Origin of the sequence: Bacillus sp. MT(2024) (assembly GCF_036362845.1) — a bacterium.
Classification (GTDB): Bacteria; Bacillota; Bacilli; order Bacillales; family Bacillaceae; genus Bacillus; species Bacillus velezensis.
This window is the reverse complement of sequence record NZ_CP143632.1, coordinates 155,138-178,790: the sequence shown is the minus strand read 5'-3', so window position 1 is coordinate 178,790 and position 23,653 is coordinate 155,138. Positions and strand designations below refer to the sequence as shown.

The 23,653-nt window shown below is 48.3% G+C and carries 18 protein-coding genes, 5 tRNA genes and 5 rRNA genes; 3 read left to right on the top strand and 25 right to left on the bottom strand.

What is annotated here, in order from left to right; translation table 11 throughout:
- Positions 1 to 38 precede the first annotated feature (38 nt).
- The 10 genes from VP472_RS01015 to VP472_RS00970 all read right to left on the bottom strand — a co-directional run bounded on the left by VP472_RS01015 (position 39) and on the right by VP472_RS00970 (position 10,659).
- Positions 39 to 2,959, bottom strand: a 23S ribosomal RNA gene (locus VP472_RS01015).
- Between the two features lie 233 nt (positions 2,960 to 3,192).
- Positions 3,193 to 4,737 (bottom strand): 16S ribosomal RNA (locus VP472_RS01010).
- Between the two features lie 300 nt (positions 4,738 to 5,037).
- A tRNA-Pro gene (locus VP472_RS01005) sits at positions 5,038 to 5,114 on the bottom strand.
- A 16-nt stretch (positions 5,115 to 5,130) separates the two neighbouring features.
- A tRNA-Arg gene (locus VP472_RS01000) sits at positions 5,131 to 5,207 on the bottom strand.
- 32 nt (positions 5,208 to 5,239) lie between these two features.
- A tRNA-Gly gene (locus VP472_RS00995) sits at positions 5,240 to 5,314 on the bottom strand.
- 295 nt (positions 5,315 to 5,609) lie between these two features.
- Positions 5,610 to 5,682, bottom strand: a tRNA-Thr gene (locus VP472_RS00990).
- Positions 5,683 to 5,684: 2 nt separating this feature from the next.
- Positions 5,685 to 5,759 (bottom strand) — tRNA-Asn (locus tag VP472_RS00985).
- Positions 5,760 to 5,804: 45 nt separating this feature from the next.
- A 5S ribosomal RNA gene (rrf, locus tag VP472_RS00980) occupies positions 5,805 to 5,920 on the bottom strand.
- A 50-nt stretch (positions 5,921 to 5,970) separates the two neighbouring features.
- Positions 5,971 to 8,887 (bottom strand): 23S ribosomal RNA (locus VP472_RS00975).
- A gap of 229 nt (positions 8,888 to 9,116) precedes the next feature.
- A 16S ribosomal RNA gene (locus tag VP472_RS00970) occupies positions 9,117 to 10,659 on the bottom strand.
- The 16S, 23S and 5S rRNA genes sit together here with 5 tRNA genes alongside, the layout of an rRNA operon.
- Positions 10,660 to 10,993: 334 nt before the next feature.
- Between VP472_RS00970 and pdaB the strand changes: the two genes are divergently transcribed.
- Positions 10,994 to 11,758 (top strand): polysaccharide deacetylase family sporulation protein PdaB, encoded by a 765-nt coding sequence (gene pdaB, locus VP472_RS00965; protein ID WP_065180728.1) that lies wholly within the window; start codon positions 10,994 to 10,996, stop codon positions 11,756 to 11,758.
- On the opposite strand, the gene kbaA is transcribed toward pdaB, so the two are convergent.
- Positions 11,759 to 12,355 (bottom strand): KinB-signaling pathway activation protein, encoded by a 597-nt coding sequence (gene kbaA, locus VP472_RS00960; protein ID WP_094247297.1) that lies wholly within the window; start codon positions 12,353 to 12,355, stop codon positions 11,759 to 11,761.
- 107 nt (positions 12,356 to 12,462) lie between these two features.
- Here kbaA and gerD point away from each other — a divergent pair, with 107 nt between their 5' ends.
- A complete protein-coding gene (gene gerD / locus VP472_RS00955) occupies positions 12,463 to 13,020 on the top strand; it encodes a spore germination lipoprotein GerD (RefSeq protein WP_007615280.1) in 558 nt (185 codons plus the stop codon).
- A gap of 32 nt (positions 13,021 to 13,052) precedes the next feature.
- On the opposite strand, the gene VP472_RS00950 is transcribed toward gerD, so the two are convergent.
- The 3 genes from VP472_RS00950 to VP472_RS00940 form a co-directional block, all read right to left on the bottom strand.
- Entirely contained in the window at positions 13,053 to 14,105 is a 1,053-nt protein-coding gene (locus VP472_RS00950; RefSeq protein ID WP_003156567.1) for an Mrp/NBP35 family ATP-binding protein, read from the bottom strand.
- A gap of 79 nt (positions 14,106 to 14,184) precedes the next feature.
- Complete coding sequence (gene cwlD, locus VP472_RS00945; RefSeq protein WP_070081277.1) at positions 14,185 to 14,898, bottom strand: N-acetylmuramoyl-L-alanine amidase CwlD; 714 nt, start codon at positions 14,896 to 14,898, stop codon at positions 14,185 to 14,187.
- A 60-nt stretch (positions 14,899 to 14,958) separates the two neighbouring features.
- Positions 14,959 to 15,402: a DUF2521 family protein gene (locus tag VP472_RS00940; protein WP_061861089.1), complete on the bottom strand. Its 444-nt coding sequence runs from the start codon at positions 15,400 to 15,402 to the stop codon at positions 14,959 to 14,961.
- Between the two features lie 130 nt (positions 15,403 to 15,532).
- Between VP472_RS00940 and VP472_RS00935 the strand changes: the two genes are divergently transcribed.
- Entirely contained in the window at positions 15,533 to 16,006 is a 474-nt protein-coding gene (locus tag VP472_RS00935) for a DinB family protein (RefSeq protein ID WP_077721698.1), read from the top strand.
- A 13-nt stretch (positions 16,007 to 16,019) separates the two neighbouring features.
- Here the strand turns inward: VP472_RS00935 and VP472_RS00930 are convergent, their stop codons facing one another.
- From VP472_RS00930 to rpsM, 11 genes are all read right to left on the bottom strand, one after another.
- A complete protein-coding gene (locus VP472_RS00930; RefSeq protein WP_146276005.1) occupies positions 16,020 to 16,787 on the bottom strand; it encodes a class I SAM-dependent methyltransferase in 768 nt (255 codons plus the stop codon).
- A 137-nt stretch (positions 16,788 to 16,924) separates the two neighbouring features.
- A complete protein-coding gene (gene rpsI, locus VP472_RS00925; protein ID WP_003225846.1) occupies positions 16,925 to 17,317 on the bottom strand; it encodes a 30S ribosomal protein S9 in 393 nt (130 codons plus the stop codon).
- A 20-nt stretch (positions 17,318 to 17,337) separates the two neighbouring features.
- The gene (gene rplM, locus VP472_RS00920; RefSeq protein WP_003156556.1) at positions 17,338 to 17,775 is read right to left on the bottom strand and encodes a 50S ribosomal protein L13; all 438 of its coding nucleotides are present in this window, start codon (positions 17,773 to 17,775) and stop codon (positions 17,338 to 17,340) included.
- Between the two features lie 159 nt (positions 17,776 to 17,934).
- Entirely contained in the window at positions 17,935 to 18,678 is a 744-nt protein-coding gene (truA, locus tag VP472_RS00915) for a tRNA pseudouridine(38-40) synthase TruA (protein WP_070081274.1), read from the bottom strand.
- Positions 18,679 to 18,690: 12 nt separating this feature from the next.
- The gene (locus VP472_RS00910; RefSeq protein WP_014304219.1) at positions 18,691 to 19,488 is read right to left on the bottom strand and encodes an energy-coupling factor transporter transmembrane component T family protein; all 798 of its coding nucleotides are present in this window, start codon (positions 19,486 to 19,488) and stop codon (positions 18,691 to 18,693) included.
- Complete coding sequence (locus VP472_RS00905; RefSeq protein ID WP_014416754.1) at positions 19,485 to 20,354, bottom strand: energy-coupling factor ABC transporter ATP-binding protein; 870 nt, start codon at positions 20,352 to 20,354, stop codon at positions 19,485 to 19,487. Before VP472_RS00905 ends, VP472_RS00910 begins: the two co-directional genes overlap by 4 nt.
- Entirely contained in the window at positions 20,330 to 21,175 is an 846-nt protein-coding gene (locus VP472_RS00900) for an energy-coupling factor ABC transporter ATP-binding protein (protein ID WP_007615256.1), read from the bottom strand. The genes VP472_RS00905 and VP472_RS00900 overlap by 25 nt, the downstream gene beginning before the upstream one ends.
- 131 nt (positions 21,176 to 21,306) lie before the next feature.
- Complete coding sequence (rplQ, locus tag VP472_RS00895; protein ID WP_003156550.1) at positions 21,307 to 21,669, bottom strand: 50S ribosomal protein L17; 363 nt, start codon at positions 21,667 to 21,669, stop codon at positions 21,307 to 21,309.
- Positions 21,670 to 21,746: 77 nt separating this feature from the next.
- The gene (locus tag VP472_RS00890; protein WP_003156549.1) at positions 21,747 to 22,691 is read right to left on the bottom strand and encodes a DNA-directed RNA polymerase subunit alpha; all 945 of its coding nucleotides are present in this window, start codon (positions 22,689 to 22,691) and stop codon (positions 21,747 to 21,749) included.
- 176 nt (positions 22,692 to 22,867) lie between these two features.
- A complete protein-coding gene (gene rpsK, locus VP472_RS00885; RefSeq protein WP_003156547.1) occupies positions 22,868 to 23,263 on the bottom strand; it encodes a 30S ribosomal protein S11 in 396 nt (131 codons plus the stop codon).
- 20 nt (positions 23,264 to 23,283) lie between these two features.
- Positions 23,284 to 23,649, bottom strand: a complete 366-nt coding sequence (gene rpsM / locus VP472_RS00880; protein ID WP_003156545.1) for a 30S ribosomal protein S13 — start codon at positions 23,647 to 23,649, stop codon at positions 23,284 to 23,286.
- Positions 23,650 to 23,653 lie beyond the last annotated feature (4 nt).

The following is a 23,653-nucleotide window of genomic DNA, read 5'->3' as shown; positions in this document are numbered from 1 at the left end:
TTCTCTCAAAACTAGATAACAGTAAGCATACATTCAAATTGGTTAAGTCCTCGATCGATTAGTATCTGTCAGCTCCATGTGTCGCCACACTTCCACCTCAGACCTATCAACCTGATCATCTTTCAGGGATCTTACTTCCTTGCGGAATGGGAAATCTCATCTTGAGGGGGGCTTCATGCTTAGATGCTTTCAGCACTTATCCCGTCCGCACATAGCTACCCAGCGATGCCCTTGGCAGAACAACTGGTACACCAGCGGTGCGTCCATCCCGGTCCTCTCGTACTAAGGACAGCTCCTCTCAAATTTCCTGCGCCCGCGACGGATAGGGACCGAACTGTCTCACGACGTTCTGAACCCAGCTCGCGTACCGCTTTAATGGGCGAACAGCCCAACCCTTGGGACCGACTACAGCCCCAGGATGCGATGAGCCGACATCGAGGTGCCAAACCTCCCCGTCGATGTGGACTCTTGGGGGAGATAAGCCTGTTATCCCCGGGGTAGCTTTTATCCGTTGAGCGATGGCCCTTCCATGCGGAACCACCGGATCACTAAGCCCGACTTTCGTCCCTGCTCGACTTGTAGGTCTCGCAGTCAAGCTCCCTTGTGCCTTTACACTCTGCGAATGATTTCCAACCATTCTGAGGGAACCTTTGGGCGCCTCCGTTACCTTTTAGGAGGCGACCGCCCCAGTCAAACTGCCCACCTGACACTGTCTCCCCGCCCGATAAGGGCGGCGGGTTAGAAGGTCAATACAGCCAGGGTAGTATCCCACCGATGCCTCCACCGAAGCTGGCGCTCCGGTTTCCAAGGCTCCTACCTATCCTGTACAAGCTGTACCAACATTCAATATCAGGCTGCAGTAAAGCTCCACGGGGTCTTTCCGTCCTGTCGCGGGTAACCTGCATCTTCACAGGTACTATAATTTCACCGAGTCTCTCGTTGAGACAGTGCCCAGATCGTTGCGCCTTTCGTGCGGGTCGGAACTTACCCGACAAGGAATTTCGCTACCTTAGGACCGTTATAGTTACGGCCGCCGTTTACTGGGGCTTCAATTCGCACCTTCGCTTACGCTAAGCGCTCCTCTTAACCTTCCAGCACCGGGCAGGCGTCAGCCCTATACTTCGCCTTACGGCTTCGCAGAGACCTGTGTTTTTGCTAAACAGTCGCCTGGGCCTATTCACTGCGGCTCTCTCGGGCTTGCACCCTAACAGAGCACCCCTTCTCCCGAAGTTACGGGGTCATTTTGCCGAGTTCCTTAACGAGAGTTCTCTCGATCACCTTAGGATTCTCTCCTCGCCTACCTGTGTCGGTTTGCGGTACGGGCACCTCTCACCTCGCTAGAGGCTTTTCTTGGCAGTGTGGAATCAGGAACTTCGCTACTATAATTCGCTCGCCATCACAGCTCAGCCTTCACGGGAAACGGATTTGCCTATTTCCCAGCCTAACTGCTTGGACGCGGATATCCAATACCGCGCTTACCCTATCCTCCTGCGTCCCCCCATTGCTCAAATGGTGAGGAGGTGGTACAGGAATATCAACCTGTTATCCATCGCCTACGCCTTTCGGCCTCGGCTTAGGTCCCGACTAACCCTGAGCGGACGAGCCTTCCTCAGGAAACCTTAGGCATTCGGTGGAGGGATTCTCACCCTCTTTCGCTACTCATACCGGCATTCTCACTTCTAAGCGCTCCACAAGTCCTTCCGGTCTTGCTTCACAGCCCTTAGAACGCTCTCCTACCACTGTTCGAAGAACAGTCCGCGCTTCGGTGATACGTTTAGCCCCGGTACATTTTCGGCGCAGAGTCACTCGACCAGTGAGCTATTACGCACTCTTTAAATGGTGGTGCTTCTAAGCCAACATCCTGGTTGTCTAAGCAACTCCACATCCTTTTCCACTTAACGTATACTTTGGGACCTTAGCTGGCGGTCTGGGCTGTTTCCCTTTCGACTACGGATCTTATCACTCGCAGTCTGACTCCCAAGGATAAGTCATCGGCATTCGGAGTTTGACTGAATTCGGTAACCCGGTAGGGGCCCCTAGTCCAATCAGTGCTCTACCTCCGAGACTCTTACCTTGAGGCTAGCCCTAAAGCTATTTCGGAGAGAACCAGCTATCTCCAGGTTCGATTGGCATTTCACCCTACCACACCTCATCCCCGCACTTTTCAACGTGCGTGGGTTCGGCCTCCATTCAGTGTTACCTGAACTTCACCCTGGACATGGGTAGATCACCTGGTTTCGGGTCTACGACCACGTACTCAATTCGCCCTATTCAGACTCGCTTTCGCTGCGGCTCCGCATCTTCTGCTTAACCTTGCACGGGATCGTAACTCGCCGGTTCATTCTACAAAAGGCACGCCATCACCCGTTAACGGGCTCTGACTACTTGTAGGCACACGGTTTCAGGATCTCTTTCACTCCCCTTCCGGGGTGCTTTTCACCTTTCCCTCACGGTACTGGTTCACTATCGGTCACTAGGGAGTATTTAGCCTTGGGAGATGGTCCTCCCGGATTCCGACGGAATTTCACGTGTTCCGCCGTACTCAGGATCCACTCAGGAGAGAACGAAGTTTTGACTACAGGGCTGTTACCTCCTATGGCGGGCCTTTCCAGACCTCTTCATCTACCTCGTTCCTTTGTAACTCCATACAGAGTGTCCTACAACCCCAAGAGGCAAGCCTCTTGGTTTGGGCTGGTCCCGTTTCGCTCGCCGCTACTCAGGGAATCGCATTTGCTTTCTCTTCCTCCGGGTACTTAGATGTTTCAGTTCCCCGGGTCTGCCTTCTCATATCCTATGTATTCAGATATGGATACCACTCCATTACAGTGGTGGGTTTCCCCATTCGGAAATCTCCGGATCAAAGCTTGCTTACAGCTCCCCGAAGCATATCGGTGTTCGTCCCGTCCTTCATCGGCTCCTAGTGCCAAGGCATCCACCGTGCGCCCTTTCTAACTTAACCGTTAAAAAGAATCACTACGTGATATCTTGCATTACTAATTGAATGTGAATTACTTCTGTTATCTAGTTTTCAAAGAACAACGCATAGGACATGCTAACACATGCGTTGCCACAGGAAGTGGCGCATTTAGCAGGTGTTCCTATGTTTTGAAGGAATGATCCTTCAAAACTAAACAAGACAGGGAACGTTCTGTTTATAAGACCCAAGGTCTTATATTCCGTTAAAATCCTTAGAAAGGAGGTGATCCAGCCGCACCTTCCGATACGGCTACCTTGTTACGACTTCACCCCAATCATCTGTCCCACCTTCGGCGGCTGGCTCCATAAAGGTTACCTCACCGACTTCGGGTGTTACAAACTCTCGTGGTGTGACGGGCGGTGTGTACAAGGCCCGGAACGTATTCACCGCGGCATGCTGATCCGCGATTACTAGCGATTCCAGCTTCACGCAGTCGAGTTGCAGACTGCGATCCGAACTGAGAACAGATTTGTGGGATTGGCTTAACCTCGCGGTTTCGCTGCCCTTTGTTCTGTCCATTGTAGCACGTGTGTAGCCCAGGTCATAAGGGGCATGATGATTTGACGTCATCCCCACCTTCCTCCGGTTTGTCACCGGCAGTCACCTTAGAGTGCCCAACTGAATGCTGGCAACTAAGATCAAGGGTTGCGCTCGTTGCGGGACTTAACCCAACATCTCACGACACGAGCTGACGACAACCATGCACCACCTGTCACTCTGCCCCCGAAGGGGACGTCCTATCTCTAGGATTGTCAGAGGATGTCAAGACCTGGTAAGGTTCTTCGCGTTGCTTCGAATTAAACCACATGCTCCACCGCTTGTGCGGGCCCCGTCAATTCCTTTGAGTTTCAGTCTTGCGACCGTACTCCCCAGGCGGAGTGCTTAATGCGTTAGCTGCGGCACTAAGGGGCGGAAACCCCTAACACTTAGCACTCATCGTTTACGGCGTGGACTACCAGGGTATCTAATCCTGTTCGCTCCCCACGCTTTCGCTCCTCAGCGTCAGTTACAGACCAGAGAGTCGCCTTCGCCACTGGTGTTCCTCCACATCTCTACGCATTTCACCGCTACACGTGGAATTCCACTCTCCTCTTCTGCACTCAAGTTCCCCAGTTTCCAATGACCCTCCCGGTTGAGCCGGGGCTTTCACATCAGACTTAAGAAACCGCCTGCGAGCCCTTTACGCCCAATAATTCCGGACAACGCTTGCCACCTACGTATTACCGCGGCTGCTGGCACGTAGTTAGCCGTGGCTTTCTGGTTAGGTACCGTCAAGGTGCCGCCCTATTTGAACGGCACTTGTTCTTCCCTAACAACAGAGCTTTACGATCCGAAAACCTTCATCACTCACGCGGCGTTGCTCCGTCAGACTTTCGTCCATTGCGGAAGATTCCCTACTGCTGCCTCCCGTAGGAGTCTGGGCCGTGTCTCAGTCCCAGTGTGGCCGATCACCCTCTCAGGTCGGCTACGCATCGTCGCCTTGGTGAGCCGTTACCTCACCAACTAGCTAATGCGCCGCGGGTCCATCTGTAAGTGGTAGCCGAAGCCACCTTTTATGTCTGAACCATGCGGTTCAAACAACCATCCGGTATTAGCCCCGGTTTCCCGGAGTTATCCCAGTCTTACAGGCAGGTTACCCACGTGTTACTCACCCGTCCGCCGCTAACATCAGGGAGCAAGCTCCCATCTGTCCGCTCGACTTGCATGTATTAGGCACGCCGCCAGCGTTCGTCCTGAGCCAGGATCAAACTCTCCGATAAAGTAGTTTGACTGACTACGCACATCGCTGTGCGATTTATTTAAAACTTTGAATTAACAGGTACGTTTTGTCTTGTTTAGTTTTCAAAGATCATTACCGCTTGTTGAAGCAGCTTTATTATCTTACCACCCAGCTTCTTTTATGTCAACAACTTTTTTAAGTTGTTTCCGAAGCTTTTTGTTGTTGTCTGCTGTCCATCAGCGACGTTTAATAATATACCACGGTGCTTCTCTATAAATCAAGCATTTTTTTAAAAAAGAGAAAAAAAGAAAACCAGTATATTATCTTTAAAGCTTGAGAATGGTCGGGAAGACAGGATTCGAACCTGCGACCCCATGGTCCCAAACCATGTGCTCTACCAAGCTGAGCTACTTCCCGATTTTTTAAAATATTATGGCGCGCCCGAGAGGAGTCGAACCCCTAACCTTTTGATCCGTAGTCAAACGCTCTATCCAATTGAGCTACGGGCGCAATTAATTTCACAATATCCCGTTGGGATAAAATGGAGCGGAAGACGGGATTCGAACCCGCGACCCCCACCTTGGCAAGGTGGTGTTCTACCACTGAACTACTTCCGCAAGTAAAAATGTAATGCATGGCCAGAATACAGCCTCAGATGGCGGTAAACCGTATTGTTATTTATACTGTTCATTATGACAAAAGTAATTATATCAAGGTTTTGATAAAAGTCAATACCGTTTAACAATTAATTATGTTAATCTCTTTTGCATCATTGAAGAAAGGCTTCATCAGAAGACGCGCTAAATACCTATACCTTAACTGGTACAATCAGCAACAGATTTTTACTGAACTAAACAAAAAATAACAGTTCCATAACATTCGGAAACTGCTTCAGATCAACGTATTTAGATAAGCTTCCAAGCGGGCTCGAACCGCTGACCTCTTCCTTACCATGGAAGTGCTCTACCTGCTGAGCTATGGAAGCAATGGCTCCGCAGGTAGGACTCGAACCTACGACCGATCGGTTAACAGCCGATAGCTCTACCACTGAGCTACTGCGGAATATTATAAGCTTCATAAACAAAAACATGGTAGATAAAATAAAAAGCTTGGCGGCGTCCTACTCTCACAGGGGGAAACCCCCGACTACCATCGGCGCTGAAGAGCTTAACTTCCGTGTTCGGCATGGGAACGGGTGTGACCTCTTCGCTATCGCCACCAAACCATTGAGAGTGTTCTCTCAAAACTAGATAACAGTAAGCATACATTCAAATTGGTTAAGTCCTCGATCGATTAGTATCTGTCAGCTCCATGTGTCGCCACACTTCCACCTCAGACCTATCAACCTGATCATCTTTCAGGGATCTTACTTCCTTGCGGAATGGGAAATCTCATCTTGAGGGGGGCTTCATGCTTAGATGCTTTCAGCACTTATCCCGTCCGCACATAGCTACCCAGCGATGCCCTTGGCAGAACAACTGGTACACCAGCGGTGCGTCCATCCCGGTCCTCTCGTACTAAGGACAGCTCCTCTCAAATTTCCTGCGCCCGCGACGGATAGGGACCGAACTGTCTCACGACGTTCTGAACCCAGCTCGCGTACCGCTTTAATGGGCGAACAGCCCAACCCTTGGGACCGACTACAGCCCCAGGATGCGATGAGCCGACATCGAGGTGCCAAACCTCCCCGTCGATGTGGACTCTTGGGGGAGATAAGCCTGTTATCCCCGGGGTAGCTTTTATCCGTTGAGCGATGGCCCTTCCATGCGGAACCACCGGATCACTAAGCCCGACTTTCGTCCCTGCTCGACTTGTAGGTCTCGCAGTCAAGCTCCCTTGTGCCTTTACACTCTGCGAATGATTTCCAACCATTCTGAGGGAACCTTTGGGCGCCTCCGTTACCTTTTAGGAGGCGACCGCCCCAGTCAAACTGCCCACCTGACACTGTCTCCCCGCCCGATAAGGGCGGCGGGTTAGAAGGTCAATACAGCCAGGGTAGTATCCCACCGATGCCTCCACCGAAGCTGGCGCTCCGGTTTCCAAGGCTCCTACCTATCCTGTACAAGCTGTACCAACATTCAATATCAGGTGCAGTAAAGCTCCACGGGGTCTTTCCGTCCTGTCGCGGGTAACCTGCATCTTCACAGGTACTATAATTTCACCGAGTCTCTCGTTGAGACAGTGCCCAGATCGTTGCGCCTTTCGTGCGGGTCGGAACTTACCCGACAAGGAATTTCGCTACCTTAGGACCGTTATAGTTACGGCCGCCGTTTACTGGGGCTTCAATTCGCACCTTCGCTTACGCTAAGCGCTCCTCTTAACCTTCCAGCACCGGGCAGGCGTCAGCCCTATACTTCGCCTTACGGCTTCGCAGAGACCTGTGTTTTGCTAAACAGTCGCCTGGGCCTATTCACTGCGGCTCTCTCGGGCTTGCACCCTAACAGAGCACCCCTCTCCCGAAGTTACGGGGTCATTTTGCCGAGTTCCTTAACGAGAGTTCTCTCGATCACCTTAGGATTCTCTCCTCGCCTACCTGTGTCGGTTTGCGGTACGGGCACCTCTCACCTCGCTAGAGGCTTTTCTTGGCAGTGTGGAATCAGGAACTTCGCTACTATAATTCGCTCGCCATCACAGCTCAGCCTTCACGGGAAACGGATTTGCCTATTTCCCAGCCTAACTGCTTGGACGCGGATATCCAATACCGCGCTTACCCTATCCTCCTGCGTCCCCCCATTGCTCAAATGGTGAGGAGGTGGTACAGGAATATCAACCTGTTATCCATCGCCTACGCCTTTCGGCCTCGGCTTAGGTCCCGACTAACCCTGAGCGGACGAGCCTTCCTCAGGAAACCTTAGGCATTCGGTGGAGGGGATTCTCACCCCTCTTTCGCTACTCATACCGGCATTCTCACTTCTAAGCGCTCCACAAGTCCTTCCGGTCTTGCTTCACAGCCCTTAGAACGCTCTCCTACCACTGTTCGAAGAACAGTCCGCAGCTTCGGTGATACGTTTAGCCCCGGTACATTTTCGGCGCAGAGTCACTCGACCAGTGAGCTATTACGCACTCTTTAAATGGTGGCGCTTCTAAGCCAACATCCTGGTTGTCTAAGCAACTCCACATCCTTTTCCACTTAACGTATACTTTGGGACCTTAGCTGGCGGTCTGGGCTGTTTCCCTTTCGACTACGGATCTTATCACTCGCAGTCTGACTCCCAAGGATAAGTCATCGGCATTCGGAGTTTGACTGAATTCGGTAACCCGGTAGGGGCCCCTAGTCCAATCAGTGCTCTACCTCCGAGACTCTTACCTTGAGGCTAGCCCTAAAGCTATTTCGGAGAGAACCAGCTATCTCCAGGTTCGATTGGCATTTCACCCCTACCCACCTCATCCCCGCACTTTTCAACGTGCGTGGGTTCGAGCCTCCATTCAGTGTTACCTGAACTTCACCCTGGACATGGGTAGATCACCTGGTTTCGGGTCTACGACCACGTACTCAATTCGCCCTATTCAGACTCGCTTTCGCTGCGGCTCCGCATCTTCTGCTTAACCTTGCACGGGATCGTAACTCGCCGGTTCATTCTACAAAAGGCACGCCATCACCCGTTAACGGGCTCTGACTACTTGTAGGCACACGGTTTCAGGATCTCTTTCACCCCTTCCGGGGTGCTTTTCACCTTTCCCTCACGGTACTGGTTCACTATCGGTCACTAGGGAGTATTTAGCCTTGGGAGATGGTCCTCCCGGATTCCGACGGAATTTCACGTGTTCCGCCGTACTCAGGATCCACTCAGGAGAGAACGAAGTTTTGACTACAGGGCTGTTACCTCCTATGGCGGGCCTTTCCAGACCTCTTCATCTACCTCGTTCCTTTGTAACTCCATACAGAGTGTCCTACAACCCCAAGAGGCAAGCCTCTTGGTTTGGGCTGGTCCCGTTTCGCTCGCCGCTACTCAGGGAATCGCATTTGCTTTCTCTTCCTCCGGGTACTTAGATGTTTCAGTTCCCGGGTCTGCCTTCTCATATCCTATGTATTCAGATATGGATACCACTCCATTACAGTGGTGGGTTTCCATTCGGAAATCTCCGGATCAAAGCTTGCTTACAGCTCCCCGAAGCATATCGGTGTTCGTCCCGTCCTTCATCGGCTCCTAGTGCCAAGGCATCCACCGTGCGCCCTTTCTAACTTAACCGTTAAAAAGAATCACTACGTGATATCTTGCATTACTAATTGAATGTGAATTACTTCTGTTATCTAGTTTTCAAAGAACAACGCATAGGACATGCTAACACATGCGTTGCCACAGGAAGTGGCGCATTTAGTGTTCCTATGTTTTGAAGGAATGATCCTTCAAAACTAAACAAGACAGGGAACGTTCTGTTTATAAGACCCAAGGTCTTATATTCCGTTAAAATCCTTAGAAAGGAGGTGATCCAGCCGCACCTTCCGATACGGCTACCTTGTTACGACTTCACCCCAATCATCTGTCCCACCTTCGGCGGCTGGCTCCATAAAGGTTACCTCACCGACTTCGGGTGTTACAAACTCTCGTGGTGTGACGGGCGGTGTGTACAAGGCCCGGAACGTATTCACCGCGGCATGCTGATCCGCGATTACTAGCGATTCCAGCTTCACGCAGTCGAGTTGCAGACTGCGATCCGAACTGAGAACAGATTTGTGGGATTGGCTTAACCTCGCGGTTTCGCTGCCCTTTGTTCTGTCCATTGTAGCACGTGTGTAGCCCAGGTCATAAGGGGCATGATGATTTGACGTCATCCCCACCTTCCTCCGGTTTGTCACCGGCAGTCACCTTAGAGTGCCCAACTGAATGCTGGCAACTAAGATCAAGGGTTGCGCTCGTTGCGGGACTTAACCCAACATCTCACGACACGAGCTGACGACAACCATGCACCACCTGTCACTCTGCCCCCGAAGGGGACGTCCTATCTCTAGGATTGTCAGAGGATGTCAAGACCTGGTAAGGTTCTTCGCGTTGCTTCGAATTAAACCACATGCTCCACCGCTTGTGCGGGCCCCGTCAATTCCTTTGAGTTTCAGTCTTGCGACCGTACTCCCCAGGCGGAGTGCTTAATGCGTTAGCTGCAGCACTAAGGGCGGAAACCCCTAACACTTAGCACTCATCGTTTACGGCGTGGACTACCAGGGTATCTAATCCTGTTCGCTCCCCACGCTTTCGCTCCTCAGCGTCAGTTACAGACCAGAGAGTCGCCTTCGCCACTGGTGTTCCTCCACATCTCTACGCATTTCACCGCTACACGTGGAATTCCACTCTCCTCTTCTGCACTCAAGTTCCCCAGTTTCCAATGACCCTCCCGGTTGAGCCGGGGCTTTCACATCAGACTTAAGAAACCGCCTGCGAGCCCTTTACGCCCAATAATTCCGGACAACGCTTGCCACCTACGTATTACCGCGGCTGCTGGCACGTAGTTAGCCGTGGCTTTCTGGTTAGGTACCGTCAAGGTGCCGCCCTATTTGAACGGCACTTGTTCTTCCCTAACAACAGAGCTTTACGATCCGAAAACCTTCATCACTCACGCGGCGTTGCTCCGTCAGACTTTCGTCCATTGCGGAAGATTCCTACTGCTGCCTCCCGTAGGAGTCTGGGCCGTGTCTCAGTCCCAGTGTGGCCGATCACCCTCTCAGGTCGGCTACGCATCGTCGCCTTGGTGAGCCGTTACCTCACCAACTAGCTAATGCGCCGCGGGTCCATCTGTAAGTGGTAGCCGAAGCCACCTTTTATGTCTGAACCATGCGGTTCAAACAACCATCCGGTATTAGCCCCGGTTTCCCGGAGTTATCCCAGTCTTACAGGCAGGTTACCCACGTGTTACTCACCCGTCCGCCGCTAACATCAGGGAGCAAGCTCCCATCTGTCCGCTCGACTTGCATGTATTAGGCACGCCGCCAGCGTTCGTCCTGAGCCAGGATCAAACTCTCCGATAAAGTAGTTTGACTGACTACGCACATCGCTGTGCGATTTATTTAAAAATTAACAGGTACGTTTTGTCTTGTTTAGTTTTCAAAGATCATTACCGCTTGTTGAAGCAGCTTTATTATCTTACCACCCAGCTTCTTTTATGTCAACAACTTTTTTTAAGTTGTTTCCGAAGCTTTTTGTTGTTGTCTGCTGTCCATCAGCGACGTTTAATAATATACCATGCATCGGCTGAATTTAGCAAGTATTTTTTTCGTTTTTTTTGAAACGTATTTCGTTATATTCATCTCCGCCGCGGCATACGATGTAATCAAGCATGGACAAGATAAGGAGGCGTCATCAGTGAACCACTTCTACGTGTGGCACATCAGAAGGATAAAACAGCTGCTTATTATTATCATTGCCGCATTTGCAGCAGCCAGCTTTTTTTATATACAGAGAGCCGTCCCCCTTCCTGTATTTTTAACTGATAGCGGCCCGAAGGCTATTTCAAAAGGGGAAACGAAAGCGGGCGAAGTCGCATTAACATTCGATATCAGCTGGGGCGACGAAAAAGCGGTTCCGATTCTGAACGCGCTAAAAGCAAACGGTATTAAAAACGCCACTTTTTTTCTGTCAGCTTCTTGGGCGGAACGGCACCCGGACACAGTTGAACGTATGGTAAAAGACGGACATCAAATCGGCAGCATGGGATATGCGTATAAGAATTATACCAACCTAGAGGACAATGAAATAAAAAAAGACATCCTCCGGGCCCAGACCGCATTTAAAAAGCTGGGTGTGAAGAATGTTCATTTACTCCGCCCGCCGACCGGACAATTTAATAAAAAGGTTCTTACCATTGCACAGCAGTACCGCTATTCAGTTGTTCATTACAGCGTTAACTCGCAGGATTGGACAAATCCCGGTCCTGATAAAATCATTGAAAATGTAAACAGTCATATAAAAGGCGGCGACATTGTCCTGCTGCACGCCTCTGATTCAGCAACACAGACCGAAGAAGCGCTCCCCGCCATCATTCACAATTTAAAGCAAAAAGGACTGAAAAACGTGACAGTCGGCGACCTGATCGCAAATACTGACGTCAAGTCATCAGAAGTGAAATAACTACCTCTGGGCAAACTTCGGCAGCATTAACAGCTGAAACGCATTGCAGCCCATCAGCGGAATCAGCATCAAATAAAGCCAGTCCTCATTATTCACTCTTAGCGCAGGAACCCATTCAAGCGCTGTAATAACGACCATTAAAAATAATGATGAAACGAACGTATTTTTTGAGGACTGCTTTTGTTTTATATACGCCGTCAACAGGCCGACGGCAAGCAGAGCCAGCGGCAGCCAGACAAACCCCGCAATCGAGTCATCCCGCTTACCGAAAAACAAAAATCTGACGTACATTAAATCAAAAGCGACAAACAGAATGATAAACAGCTGAAGCAGATTCCAAAGCGAGTTTGATCTGAGAATTTCAAGGGCAAACCGGTGCACTGTCAGAAAAACGAAGAATCCCATCTGGCTGATCACACTGAAAATCATGCCTACCCCGATAAACCAGATCAGAACAGAGAAAATCTGACCGGCCTCAAAATTCAGAAAGAACCCCTTGTACTCCCCCCACTTCAGTGCAAATCCCACGACGCTTGTAATAAGAGCGCCCACAGCTAAAATCGAAAAGAAAAATCGAACAAGCCCGCGGCTTTTCATCTCTTATTCATCCCCCTGACAATCGCGTTCAGCGATATTTTGTTATGTATAAATCCATTCCGATGAATCATATTAAAAATAAGTACAAGTAAGGAAGGAGCTTATGCATGTCAAAAGCCAAAACGCTATTGATAAGCTGTTTTGTTGTATTATCTGTAACAGCTTGTGCTCCAAAAGACCAAGCAGCGGATATGGATTATGACCAGACTAAAAAAATGGTTGTTGATATATTAAAGACAGATGATGGAAAAAAAGCAATTAAGGAAATATTAAATGATGATGCGATGAATGAGGCATTGGTGATTGATCAAAATGCCATTAAAGGCACAATAGAGAAAACCCTCACCTCTAAAAAAGGGGCGGAGTTCTGGAAAACCATCTTTGAAGACTCAAAGTTCGCCGAGAGCTTTGCAAAAACGCTTCAGCCCGAGCACGAAAAAATCATAAAAAAACTGATGAAAGACCCTGATTATCAGAAAAGTTTTATGCAGATCATGCAGGACCCCGGCATGGATAAAAAATACTATGAGCTGGTGAAAAGCCAAAAGTTCCGCAGTTACTTAGAAGATGTAATTACAGAGACACTTTCCAGCCCGCTTTTCAAAAAGCAATTCGAGGATGAATTGAAAAAAGCGGCTTCAAGCTCTGAAAAAGAAAGCCAATAAAAGGCCGGGCCGTGTTGATCCCGGCCCCTTTTTTATTCAGCTGTTTTTTCAATGACTTTCTGGGCGATTCCCATATAAATTTCCCCGATCGGATGACTTCTGTCATAGACAGAAGGCGCAAACTGGTCCTTGTCCCAATCAGGCTGTTTTAAAGGAATTCTGCCAAGCAGCGGCACCTGCAATTCCTCTGCAAGCTTGTCTCCCCCGCCTTGACCGAACACATATTCTCTCTCGCCGGTTTTTGCACTTTCATAATAAGCCATATTTTCAATGACCCCTACAACTTCATGATCGGTCTTAATCGCCATAGAACCCGCTCTCGCCGCTACAAATGCGGCTGTAGGGTGCGGCGTTGATACGATAATCTCTTTGCAGCTCGGAAGCATCGTGTGTACATCGAGCGCCACATCACCCGTGCCGGGCGGCAGATCGAGAACGATATAGTCAACCTCTCCCCAGTCAACCTCATGGAAGAAGTTATTCAGCATCTTGCCCAGCATCGGCCCTCTCCACACAACCGGAGCGTTTTCTTCGACGAAAAAGCCCATCGACATAACCTTTACTCCAAATCTTTCGACAGGAAGCAGTTTTTCTCCTTCAACTGTCGGGCGAACTGTAATACCCATCATGTCCGGCACGCTGAATCCGTATATATCCGCGTCGATCAAGCCGACTTTTTTGCCGAGCCGCGCAAGAGAAATGGCCAGGTTGACGGAAACCGTTGATTTGCCGACACCGCCTTTTCCGCTTGCCACCGCAAGAAAGACCGGCGGATGTTTCCTATTCAGCAGAGTTTCGCTTTCAGCAGCAGGCCGGCTGAATTTCGCCAATGTTTCTTCCGGCAGCTCTTCAAACCGCAGTCCGACAGTTTCCGCACCCGCTTCTTTCAAAACGGATACGATTTCCTGCTGAATGCCCATCTGTTCAGCCGTCCCCGTTTTTGCCAATGCAATTTTTACACTGACATGCCGTTTTTCCGGCTTGACCTTTACTTCTTTAATGGCATCCAATTCTCCCAGCGGTCTATGAAGAAAAGGTTCGCGCATGTTTCCGACTATATTTCTTACTTCATCTTCTCTTATCATCGAACCCTCACCCTTTGTGTATTCGTTTACAAATGGTATTATACCATATATTAAACGCAGAATCGGCGAAAAACCCTCCTTACTCGGGAGGGTCTCCTTTCTCTGTGAAATATCTCAATACGCCCTTATACACGGAAGAAGCGATTTTGTCCTGATATTTAGGCTGGCCGAGCCTTTTCGCTTCCGCGGGATTGGACAGAAATCCGATTTCCACCAGCGCGCCCGGTTTGGTTACATTCTGCATTAAGTAAATGCCGTGTATCCGTTTTGCCTTTCTCGTTGTATTCTCCAAATTGATTCTCAATTCGTCCTGTATATATTTGGCCACTTTTTCATTCTCTTCGTATTTTCCATAGTAGAAGCTTTGGGCGCCGCTCCATCTCGGTGACGGTATGGCGTTCAGATGAATGCTGATATAAAGCTCCGCCTCTGAACGGTTGATGATCTCCACGCGCTTTCTCAGATCTTCCGCTTTGCGTCGGCTGTAGCCTCTCGTCCCTTCAGGAGCTAAATCAGTATCCGTCTCCCGCGTCATAATAACCAAAGCTCCCTGCTCCTGCAAATAGTCTCTGACCCTGGAGGCCACTTCGAGAGTAATGTCCTTTTCAAGGTGACTGCCTCCCGTGGCGCCTCCGTCCGGCCCGCCGTGTCCCGGATCGAGATAGATGATTTTCCCGCTCAGCGGCAGGCTCCACGGCCGCCAGGAATCATCATTATGGAATTGAAACCGGAATAAACACAATAATATGATAAAGCCAAGTAAAAAACCGAGCCATTTCAGCTTTTTTGTCATAGCTTTCCCTCCCGCTTGTCCCCGTTATTAATAAGTATGGGACAAGGGAGGAAATTATGATTACCTCATGCGGAGCTTACATTGTTTTTCCCTTTGCAGAAATCCTTCCGTCCACCAGCTGTTGATAAACCGGCAGGACGCTTCATAGATTTCTTTTTGTTCAACGGAAGAATATTGCTCATGCGTCCAATTGCAAAGATATTCAAAAAAATCGGCCGTCAGTTCTTCCTCTTCTTCAGCCGAACGGGCGTTTGCCCTCTGCAAAGACTCACCATAATAGCCAAAGACGCCGAACCTGCCGCCTAATAAATACGCTTCAATTGCAAAATCTATGCATCCTTCACTCAGAATGCCGTTTTCGTCTTGAAGAAAGGGAAACAAAGGGGTAAGACATGCTTTTACGGACTGAATGATCTGCGTCAGTGACAGCTCCTTTAGTAAACTCTTCTCAAGCTCAAAATCCTTCTGCCGTTTCACGTCTGAAAAAGATAATACTTCTGCCATTGCCAGCCACGCTCCTTTTTACTGTTATTTTGAAAGGAAAAGGGAAAAAGCATGCTTTGTTGATAGTGGAAATCCTCCCAAATGAAGGAGTTTCATGTTAACTGGAAGAATAAAGAGCTGAGGTGACGTGATGAAAAAGCTGTTTCAATACAATTGGACGGTGCGTGACGAGTGGTTTATGATATGTGAAAAGCTGAGCCGGGAGGAACTGACGAAAACCCGGACGGGCGGAATGGAGAGCATCTTGCGGACTTTATTTCATATCATTGATGTCGAGATCAGCTGGGCTCGTGCCATTTTAGGTAAAGATGATGTTTTACCCGCTGAGTCTGGCTATACGAGCATTCAGGATCTCAGAAAGCTGTCTGAACAGTATCGGGAGGATGTCATTCATGCGGTCTCCCGCAAAGGGGCGGATCTTGTTAAGCCGGACTGGATGGACCAAACCTTTCCTAAAGAAGATATTCTCCGCCACATCCTTGCGCATGAGATTCACCATATGGGACAACTGTCGGTTTGGGCCAGAGAAATTGGAATAGAACCGGTTTCGGCTAATGTGATCAGCCGTCCGCAGGAAAAAGCCGCAAAAAAACAGCACCTCTGACGGGATGCCGTTTTTATATTTTAATGCTTCTTGTTACGGAGTATGTATTAATGTATTCATCCAGCACGAGGCCGCCTTTGTCCTCGTAAAAACCGGCAACCATAAAGCCTGCGTCAATCTGACCTTTAATTTGATCCTCCAGCGTATGGCCGAATTCAAGCGCTTCATGATTATCAATAAGTTCCTTTACCTTTTTCTTACTCAGATCTTTTTCATCCGAAAACGGAATGGAATACTTTACTTTTAGTACGCCTTCCTGCTCTAAATCCATATCAAATAAGAACACGACGGGATTTACAAAACCGGAGACTAAAGACCCGCCTTTTTTCAATACGCGATGAGCTTCTTTCCATACCGGAAGAACCGTATCAACAAAGCAATTCGATACCGGGTGCACGATAAAATCAAATGTCTCATCATCAAAACAGCTCAGATCATTCATGCTGCCTTTGACAGTCCGAAGCGTAAGATCGTCCCGCCCGGCAACCATTCTGTCTTGCGCAAGCTGTTTTTCCGAATTGTCAAAGATGGTGACGTCCGCTCCTGCAGCAGCAAGGACCGGCCCTTGCTGTCCTCCTCCTGAAGCAAGACAAAGAACCTTCAGACCGTCTATGGGCGGAAACCAATCCGCCGGCACATCTTTTCCGGGGGTCATTCTGATGCTCCAATTGCCTTTTTTTGCTTCACCAATCGTATGAGAATCAACCGCAACCGTCCATTCATTGCCTGTTTCGACTTTTTTATCCCATGCCTTGCTGTTATGTATGACTAACTTATTCATTATAACTGCGCTCCTTATTGGTAATGAATAGAGTATAACAAACAATTCTAGAAAAACATCGGATAACCTCTTCGATATGAGAAAAAAATACAAAAAAACCACAACCAAGAAGTTGTGGTTTTTGCAATCCAAAACGATTAACGTTTTGAGAACTGAGGTGCACGACGAGCGCCTTTAAGACCGTATTTTTTACGTTCTTTCATACGAGCGTCACGAGTCAGAAGACCAGCACGTTTAAGTGTTGCACGGTATTCTGGATCTGCTTCAAGCAAAGCACGAGCGATACCGTGACGGATTGCTCCAGCTTGACCAGATAAGCCGCCTCCATGTACGTTTACTAAAACATCATAAGTACCAGCTGTTTCAGTTAAAGTTAATGGTTGTTTGATATCTTCGATTAGAGCCGGAGATGGAATGTGCTCGCTGATTTCACGATTATTAACGACGATACGACCTTCTCCTGGAACTAAGCGCACACGCGCTACAGAACTTTTACGACGGCCAGTACCGTAATATTGAACCTGTGCCAAATTGGTAACCTCCTTTTTAATTAACCGCGAAGTTCGTAAACTTCAGGTTTTTGTGCTTCATGTGGATGCTCAGAACCACGGTATACGTTCAATTTCTTGAACATTTGACGACCTAGAGAACCTTTTGGAAGCATGCCTTTGATAGCAAGCTCAAGCATTTTCTCAGGGTAGTTTGTACGCATTTCAAGAGCTGTTCTTGATTTCAGACCGCCTGGGTGCATTGTGTGACGGTAGTAGATTTTATCAGTTAACTTTTTACCAGTTAACTCGATTTTTTCAGCGTTGATGATGATCACATGATCTCCAGTATCAACGTGCGGTGTGTAAGTCGGTTTGTGTTTCCCGCGAAGGATAGATGCAACTTCTGTAGAAAGACGTCCTAAAGTCTTGCCTGCTGCATCAACAACTAACCACTTGCGTTCAATAGTACTTGCGTTAGCCATAGGTGTTGTACGCATTTAATTCCCTCCTAAATGATCTGTCATTTTTTCATAAACTTCTGTTACGTTCTATTTCACAACACAATAAGTTCCGGGGCTTATCGTGGGGTTGAAATACATACCATATGATATCTTATAACTTTATGCAGACTCTGTCAAGAAAATGTTACACCTGGTTTAGTTGTCATAGCAAACGCTCCATAAATACAGCCCGTGCCCCGGTGCGGTGCGCCCCGCGGCTTCGCGATCCTTCGCTTTGAGCATTGCTTTTACATCATCGGGAGAAAATTTTCCAGCTCCTGTATCCAATAACGTTCCGGCAATGATTCTGACCATATTATAGAGAAAACCGTTTCCGGTGATCCTCATCTGCAGGCCGTCTCCGGTCTCAGTCCAATCCAGCTCGTAAATCGTTCTGACCTTATCCTGAACCGCGGTATCAGCCGCGCAAAAGCTTGTGAAATCATGTGTCCCGATGAGGTGCCTTGAAGCTTCCCTCATTTTCTGCACATTAAGCTGATATGCAAAATGGTAAGCGTAATGTCGTTTAAATACGTCCGGGTGTTTCTCCGTATATACAAAGTAGCGATATTCCTTTTGGACCGCGCTAAATCGTGCATGGAACCCATCATCCGCAATCTCTGCTGTTTTGACGGCAATATCATCAGGCAGCAGGGCATTGAGCGCAAACGGCCATTTCTCAGCCGGGATGGACAGCGGCGTATCAAAATGAATGACCTGCCCGGCAGCATGAACATCGCTGTCCGTGCGGCCCGATGAGATAACAGGCACCCTGCCATCCGTTTTGTGGATGACGGCCAGCGCTTTTTCCAATTCACTTTGAACGGTCCGCTTTCCAGGCTGAACCTGATATCCGTTAAATAAATGCCCGTCATAAGCAATGGTACATTTCACTCTCATTCAGCAGCACCTCTAACTTCTTAAGAAAAACAATAACACGGCTAATACGATGATGAGCAGAATGGCTCCGGTATCCTTTCCGGTCCAGACGAGCTTTCTGTATTTCGTTCTCCCCTCACCGCCCTGGTAGCCTCTCGCCTCCATGGCGACCGCAAGCTCTTCCGCGCGTTTAAAGGCGCTGACAAACAGCGGGACAAGCAGCGGAACAACCGCTTTGATTCTGTCTTTCACCGGGCCGCTTGTAAAGTCCGCACCCCTCGCCATTTGCGCCTTCATGATTTTATCTGTCTCTTCCATCAATGTCGGGATAAATCGTAATGATATCGACATCATCAATGCGAGTTCGTGTACAGGCAGCTTCACCTTTTTAAAAGGATTCAAGAGCTGCTCCATTCCATCCGTTATTTCAATCGGCGTTGTTGTCAGCGTCAGCAGCGTTGTCATAAAGATAAGGTAAACGAAACGGAGGGAGATAAAAATCCCCTGTATAAGTCCGCCCTCATACACTTTAAACCAGCCAAGCTGAAAAATGACAGATCCTTCATGCGTCATGAAAATGTGTAATAAAAAGGTAAACGCCACAATCCAGATAATCGGCTTAAGTCCCTTCAGCAAAAAGCTGAACGGCACTCGTGTTAAGGCGATCACCCCGAATGTAAACAAACCGAGCAAAGCGTACGTCTGTACGTTGTTTGCCAAAAAAACGATACATACAAAAAGAAAGATGCTGACAAGTTTTGTTCGCGGGTCCAATCGGTGAATAAGCGATGATCCGGGAACATACTTTCCGATAATCATGCTGTCCATCATTGGTCCTTTTCCTCCTGAAAGAAAGCCTTAATTTCACTGGCGGCATCCTGCAGGGTCAGCATGGGTTTCTCATACTTGACTCCGAGAGCCTTCTCAAGCCGTCTCTGAAACTTCACCGACTCAGGAAGATCCAGTCCCATTTCGGCCATCTCTTCACCTTTTACAAACAAGTCACGCGGACTTCCCGTCGCTTTAATGGTTCCTTTGTGCATGACGATCATTTCGTCAGCATAGCGGGCGGCGTCCTCCATGCTGTGGGTGACGAGAACGGTAGTCAGGTTTCCCCGCTGATGAAGCGCATAGAACATGTCCATAATGTCCTGGCGCCCTCTCGGATCAAGACCGGCCGTCGGTTCATCCAAAACCAGCACTTCCGGCTCCATCGCGAGAACGCCGGCAATCGCCACTCTGCGCATCTGGCCGCCGCTGAGCTCGAACGGTGAACGATCCAAAATGTCTTCCGGAAGGCCCACAAGCCCCAGCATTTCTTTTGCTTTCCGTTCAGCATCTTCTTTTTTTACACCGAAATTCATCGGTCCGAATGCGATGTCTTTCAGCACAGTCTCTTCAAACAGCTGATGTTCGGGAAATTGGAAAACGATTCCGACTTTTTTTCGCAAAGTCTTAAGGTCTTTATTTTTTTTACCGGCTGCCAGAATCGTGCTCCCGAGCTCAAGCTGTCCTTTAGTCGGTTTCAGCAAACCGTTTAAATGCTGCAGGAGCGTCGATTTGCCCGACCCTGTATGCCCGATGACGGCAACGTAGCTGCCCTCTTTTATCACGGCATTGATATCATACAGAGCAAGCCGTTCAAACGGTGTCTTCATTTGATAGCGGTGTTCTACATCTTTGATTTTAATGTCCACAGCTCATTCACCAGCCCTTCCTGAGTCAGATGGTTTTTCGTTAACGCCAGTCCGCTTTCTTTCAAAAGCAGGCTGAGCTGGAATGAGAAAGGCAAATCAAGACCGATGCGAACCAAGTCTTCATTTAATTTAAAAATCTCTTCAGGCGTGCCCTCTGCATATTTCCTGCCGCCGTTCATCACAATGATCCTGTCCGCCCTTGCGGCTTCTTCCAGGTCATGTGTTATCGAAATGACGGTGGCCATGCCCTGATCTTTTAAGCGTCTGACAGTATCAAGGACTTCTTCTCTCCCAATCGGGTCAAGCATGGATGTCGCTTCATCCAAAATCATAATATCAGGACGCGCGGCAATAATTCCCGCGATCGCCACTCTTTGTTTTTGACCTCCGGAGAGATGGTGCGGCTCTTGATCAAGAAAATCCTGCATATTGACTTGTGTGACAGCCCAATCTACTCTCTCAATCATTTCTTCGCGCGGAACACCATTGTTTTCTAAACCAAAAGCCACATCATCGCGAACAGTCGTTCCGACAAATTGGTTATCGGGATTCTGAAAGACCATCCCTATTTTTTTTCGCACATCCCACACGGTATCCTCAGTCAGCTTGATGCCGCCGACTTCAATTTCTCCGGCCTCAGGCAAAATCAGCCCGTTCAGCGCTCTGGCCAAAGTCGACTTCCCTGAACCGTTGTGGCCTACGATAGCAAGCCATTCTCCTTCGTATACCTCCAGACTCACACCGTCCAGCGCCGGTCTTTCTGCATCTTTGCGGTAACGGAATAGAATGTCTTTTACGGATATAAGCTGTTTTTGATCCACGGGCGCCTGACCTCCTCTCAGCTATAGCTCTGCTTTTCTGTCTCATGATAAAAAGTTCTGATATCTAAAAAAAGGGCATAGATCCAGTTAGAAACTGTCCCGCCCTTCTTTAGATACACAAAAATATGTGATTAAACCAATTCGATGATTGCCATTGGTGCACCGTCACCACGGCGAGGACCAAGCTTCATAATACGTGTGTATCCGCCTTGGCGCTCCTCGTAACGAGTTGCAATGTCAGAGAATAATTTTTGAAGTGCATCTTGGTTATTTTCTTCATTAGCAACCTCGTTGCGAATGTATGCAGCAGCTTGACGACGAGCATGCAAGTCACCGCGCTTACCAAGAGTGATCATCTTTTCAACAACAGAGCGAAGTTCTTTCGCACGTGTTTCAGTTGTTTCAATTCTTTCGTTGATGATCAAATCTGTTGTAAGATCACGAAGCATAGCTTTACGCTGTGAACTCGTACGTCCTAGTTTTCTGTATGACATGTGATGTCCCCTCCTTTAATGGAATGCTGTTTCTAATTAAAAAACACACGAAAATCCTAGTTCACATGGAAACTAGATCAATCGTCTTTGCGAAGGCCGAGTCCAAGTTCTTCAAGTTTCGCTTTCACTTCTTCAAGTGATTTGCGTCCCAGGTTGCGAACTTTCATCATATCTTCTTCCGTCTTGTTCGCAAGTTCTTGAACCGTGTTAATGCCCGCACGCTTCAAGCAGTTGTAAGAACGGACAGAAAGATCAAGTTCCTCAATCGTCATTTCAAGAACTTTTTCTTTTTGGTCCTCTTCTTTTTCAACCATGATTTCAGCATGCTGAGCTTCGTCAGTTAAACCGACGAATATATTAAGGTGTTCAGTTAAAATCTTTGAACCGAGAGCAATTGCTTCCTTCGGTCCAGTGCTTCCGTCAGTCCAAACATCAAGTGTAAGTTTGTCATAGTTTGCAACCTGGCCTACACGAGTGTTTTCTACCTGATAAGATAAACGAGAAACTGGCGTAAAGATTGAATCGATCGGAATCACGCCGATTGGCTGATCGTCTCTTTTGTTCGAATCAGCAGGTGTATACCCACGTCCTCTTTGTGCAGTAAGGCGAACTCGGAAACTCGCATTCTCACCAAGAGTCGCGATATGAAGATCCGGATTAAGGATTTCAACATCGCTGTCGTGTGTAATATCAGCTGCTGTGACAGTTCCTTCGCCCTGTACATCAATTTCAAGCGTCTTCTCTTCATCAGAGTAGATTTTCAATGCAAGCTTTTTAATGTGCAAGATTATCGTTGTAACATCTTCCACAACGCCTTCGATTGTCGAGAATTCGTGCAGTACACCATCTATCTGGATCGATGTTACAGCGGCACCAGGGAGTGAGGATAAGAGGATACGACGTAAGGAGTTACCCAGAGTTGTACCATATCCACGCTCAAGCGGCTCTACGACAAACTTACCAAATTTGGCATCGTCGCTGATTTCAACCGTTTCGATTTTTGGTTTTTCAATCTCGATCATTACTTAAAACCCTCCTTCAAAACGTCGAAACCTCGAATAGAATCATATGAGATTCCATCCGAAATTCCCCATTGTTTAGTCCCGTATGTGCTCAGGCAACGAGTCGGTGCATTCGTTTCATAAATAACTGTATCATAACCCATTATTGACAGGGACACAAAATCTATACAAACAAATTACACGCGGCGACGTTTTGGTGGACGGCATCCATTATGAGGAACAGGAGTTACGTCTCTGATAGCTGTAACTTCAAGTCCGGCAGCTTGTAAAGCACGGATTGCAGCTTCACGGCCAGAACCTGGTCCTTTAACAGTTACTTCAAGAGTTTTAAGTCCGTGTTCGATTGAACCTTTAGCAGCTGTTTCAGCAGCCATTTGCGCAGCAAAAGGAGTCGATTTACGAGAACCTCTGAATCCTAGAGCTCCGGCACTTGACCAAGAAATAGCATTACCATGAGTATCAGTGATCGTAACGATCGTGTTGTTGAAAGTTGAACGAATATGAGCGATTCCTGACTCAATATTCTTTTTCACGCGACGTTTACGCGTGTTTTGTTTACGAGCAGCAGCCATTGTTTAGGTACCTCCCTTACTTATTTTTTCTTGTTAGCTACAGTACGACGCGGACCTTTACGAGTACGCGCATTGTTTTTAGAGTTTTGTCCGCGAACAGGCAAACCTCTGCGATGGCGGATTCCGCGGTAGCTTCCGATTTCGATCAGACGCTTGATGTTAAGAGAAACTTCACGGCGAAGGTCACCTTCTACTTTCAGTTTGTCAATAACATCACGGATTTTACCAAGTTCTTCTTCAGTAAGATCACGCACACGAGTATCTTCAGAAACACCAGCCTCTTTCAAGACTTGCTGAGCCGTTGTGCGGCCAATTCCGAAGACATATGTTAAAGAAATAACAACACGTTTGTCACGTGGGATATCTACACCAGCAATACGAGCCATTCTC

Coding starts and splice junctions, on each gene's coding strand:
- kbaA (WP_094247297.1), bottom strand. CDS start 12,355: ATGAAAAGCCGCGGGCTTGTTCGATTTTTCTTTTCGATTTTAGCTGTG.
- gerD (WP_007615280.1), top strand. CDS start 12,463: ATGTCAAAAGCCAAAACGCTATTGATAAGCTGTTTTGTTGTATTATCT.
- VP472_RS00950 (WP_003156567.1), bottom strand. CDS start 14,105: ATGATAAGAGAAGATGAAGTAAGAAATATAGTCGGAAACATGCGCGAA.
- cwlD (WP_070081277.1), bottom strand. CDS start 14,898: ATGACAAAAAAGCTGAAATGGCTCGGTTTTTTACTTGGCTTTATCATA.
- VP472_RS00940 (WP_061861089.1), bottom strand. CDS start 15,402: ATGGCAGAAGTATTATCTTTTTCAGACGTGAAACGGCAGAAGGATTTT.
- VP472_RS00935 (WP_077721698.1), top strand. CDS start 15,533: ATGAAAAAGCTGTTTCAATACAATTGGACGGTGCGTGACGAGTGGTTT.
- VP472_RS00930 (WP_146276005.1), bottom strand. CDS start 16,787: ATGAATAAGTTAGTCATACATAACAGCAAGGCATGGGATAAAAAAGTC.
- rplM (WP_003156556.1), bottom strand. CDS start 17,775: ATGCGTACAACACCTATGGCTAACGCAAGTACTATTGAACGCAAGTGG.
- truA (WP_070081274.1), bottom strand. CDS start 18,678: ATGAGAGTGAAATGTACCATTGCTTATGACGGGCATTTATTTAACGGA.
- VP472_RS00910 (WP_014304219.1), bottom strand. CDS start 19,488: ATGATGGACAGCATGATTATCGGAAAGTATGTTCCCGGATCATCGCTT.
- rplQ (WP_003156550.1), bottom strand. CDS start 21,669: ATGTCATACAGAAAACTAGGACGTACGAGTTCACAGCGTAAAGCTATG.
- VP472_RS00890 (WP_003156549.1), bottom strand. CDS start 22,691: ATGATCGAGATTGAAAAACCAAAAATCGAAACGGTTGAAATCAGCGAC.
- rpsK (WP_003156547.1), bottom strand. CDS start 23,263: ATGGCTGCTGCTCGTAAACAAAACACGCGTAAACGTCGCGTGAAAAAG.
- rpsM (WP_003156545.1), bottom strand. CDS start 23,649: ATGGCTCGTATTGCTGGTGTAGATATCCCACGTGACAAACGTGTTGTT.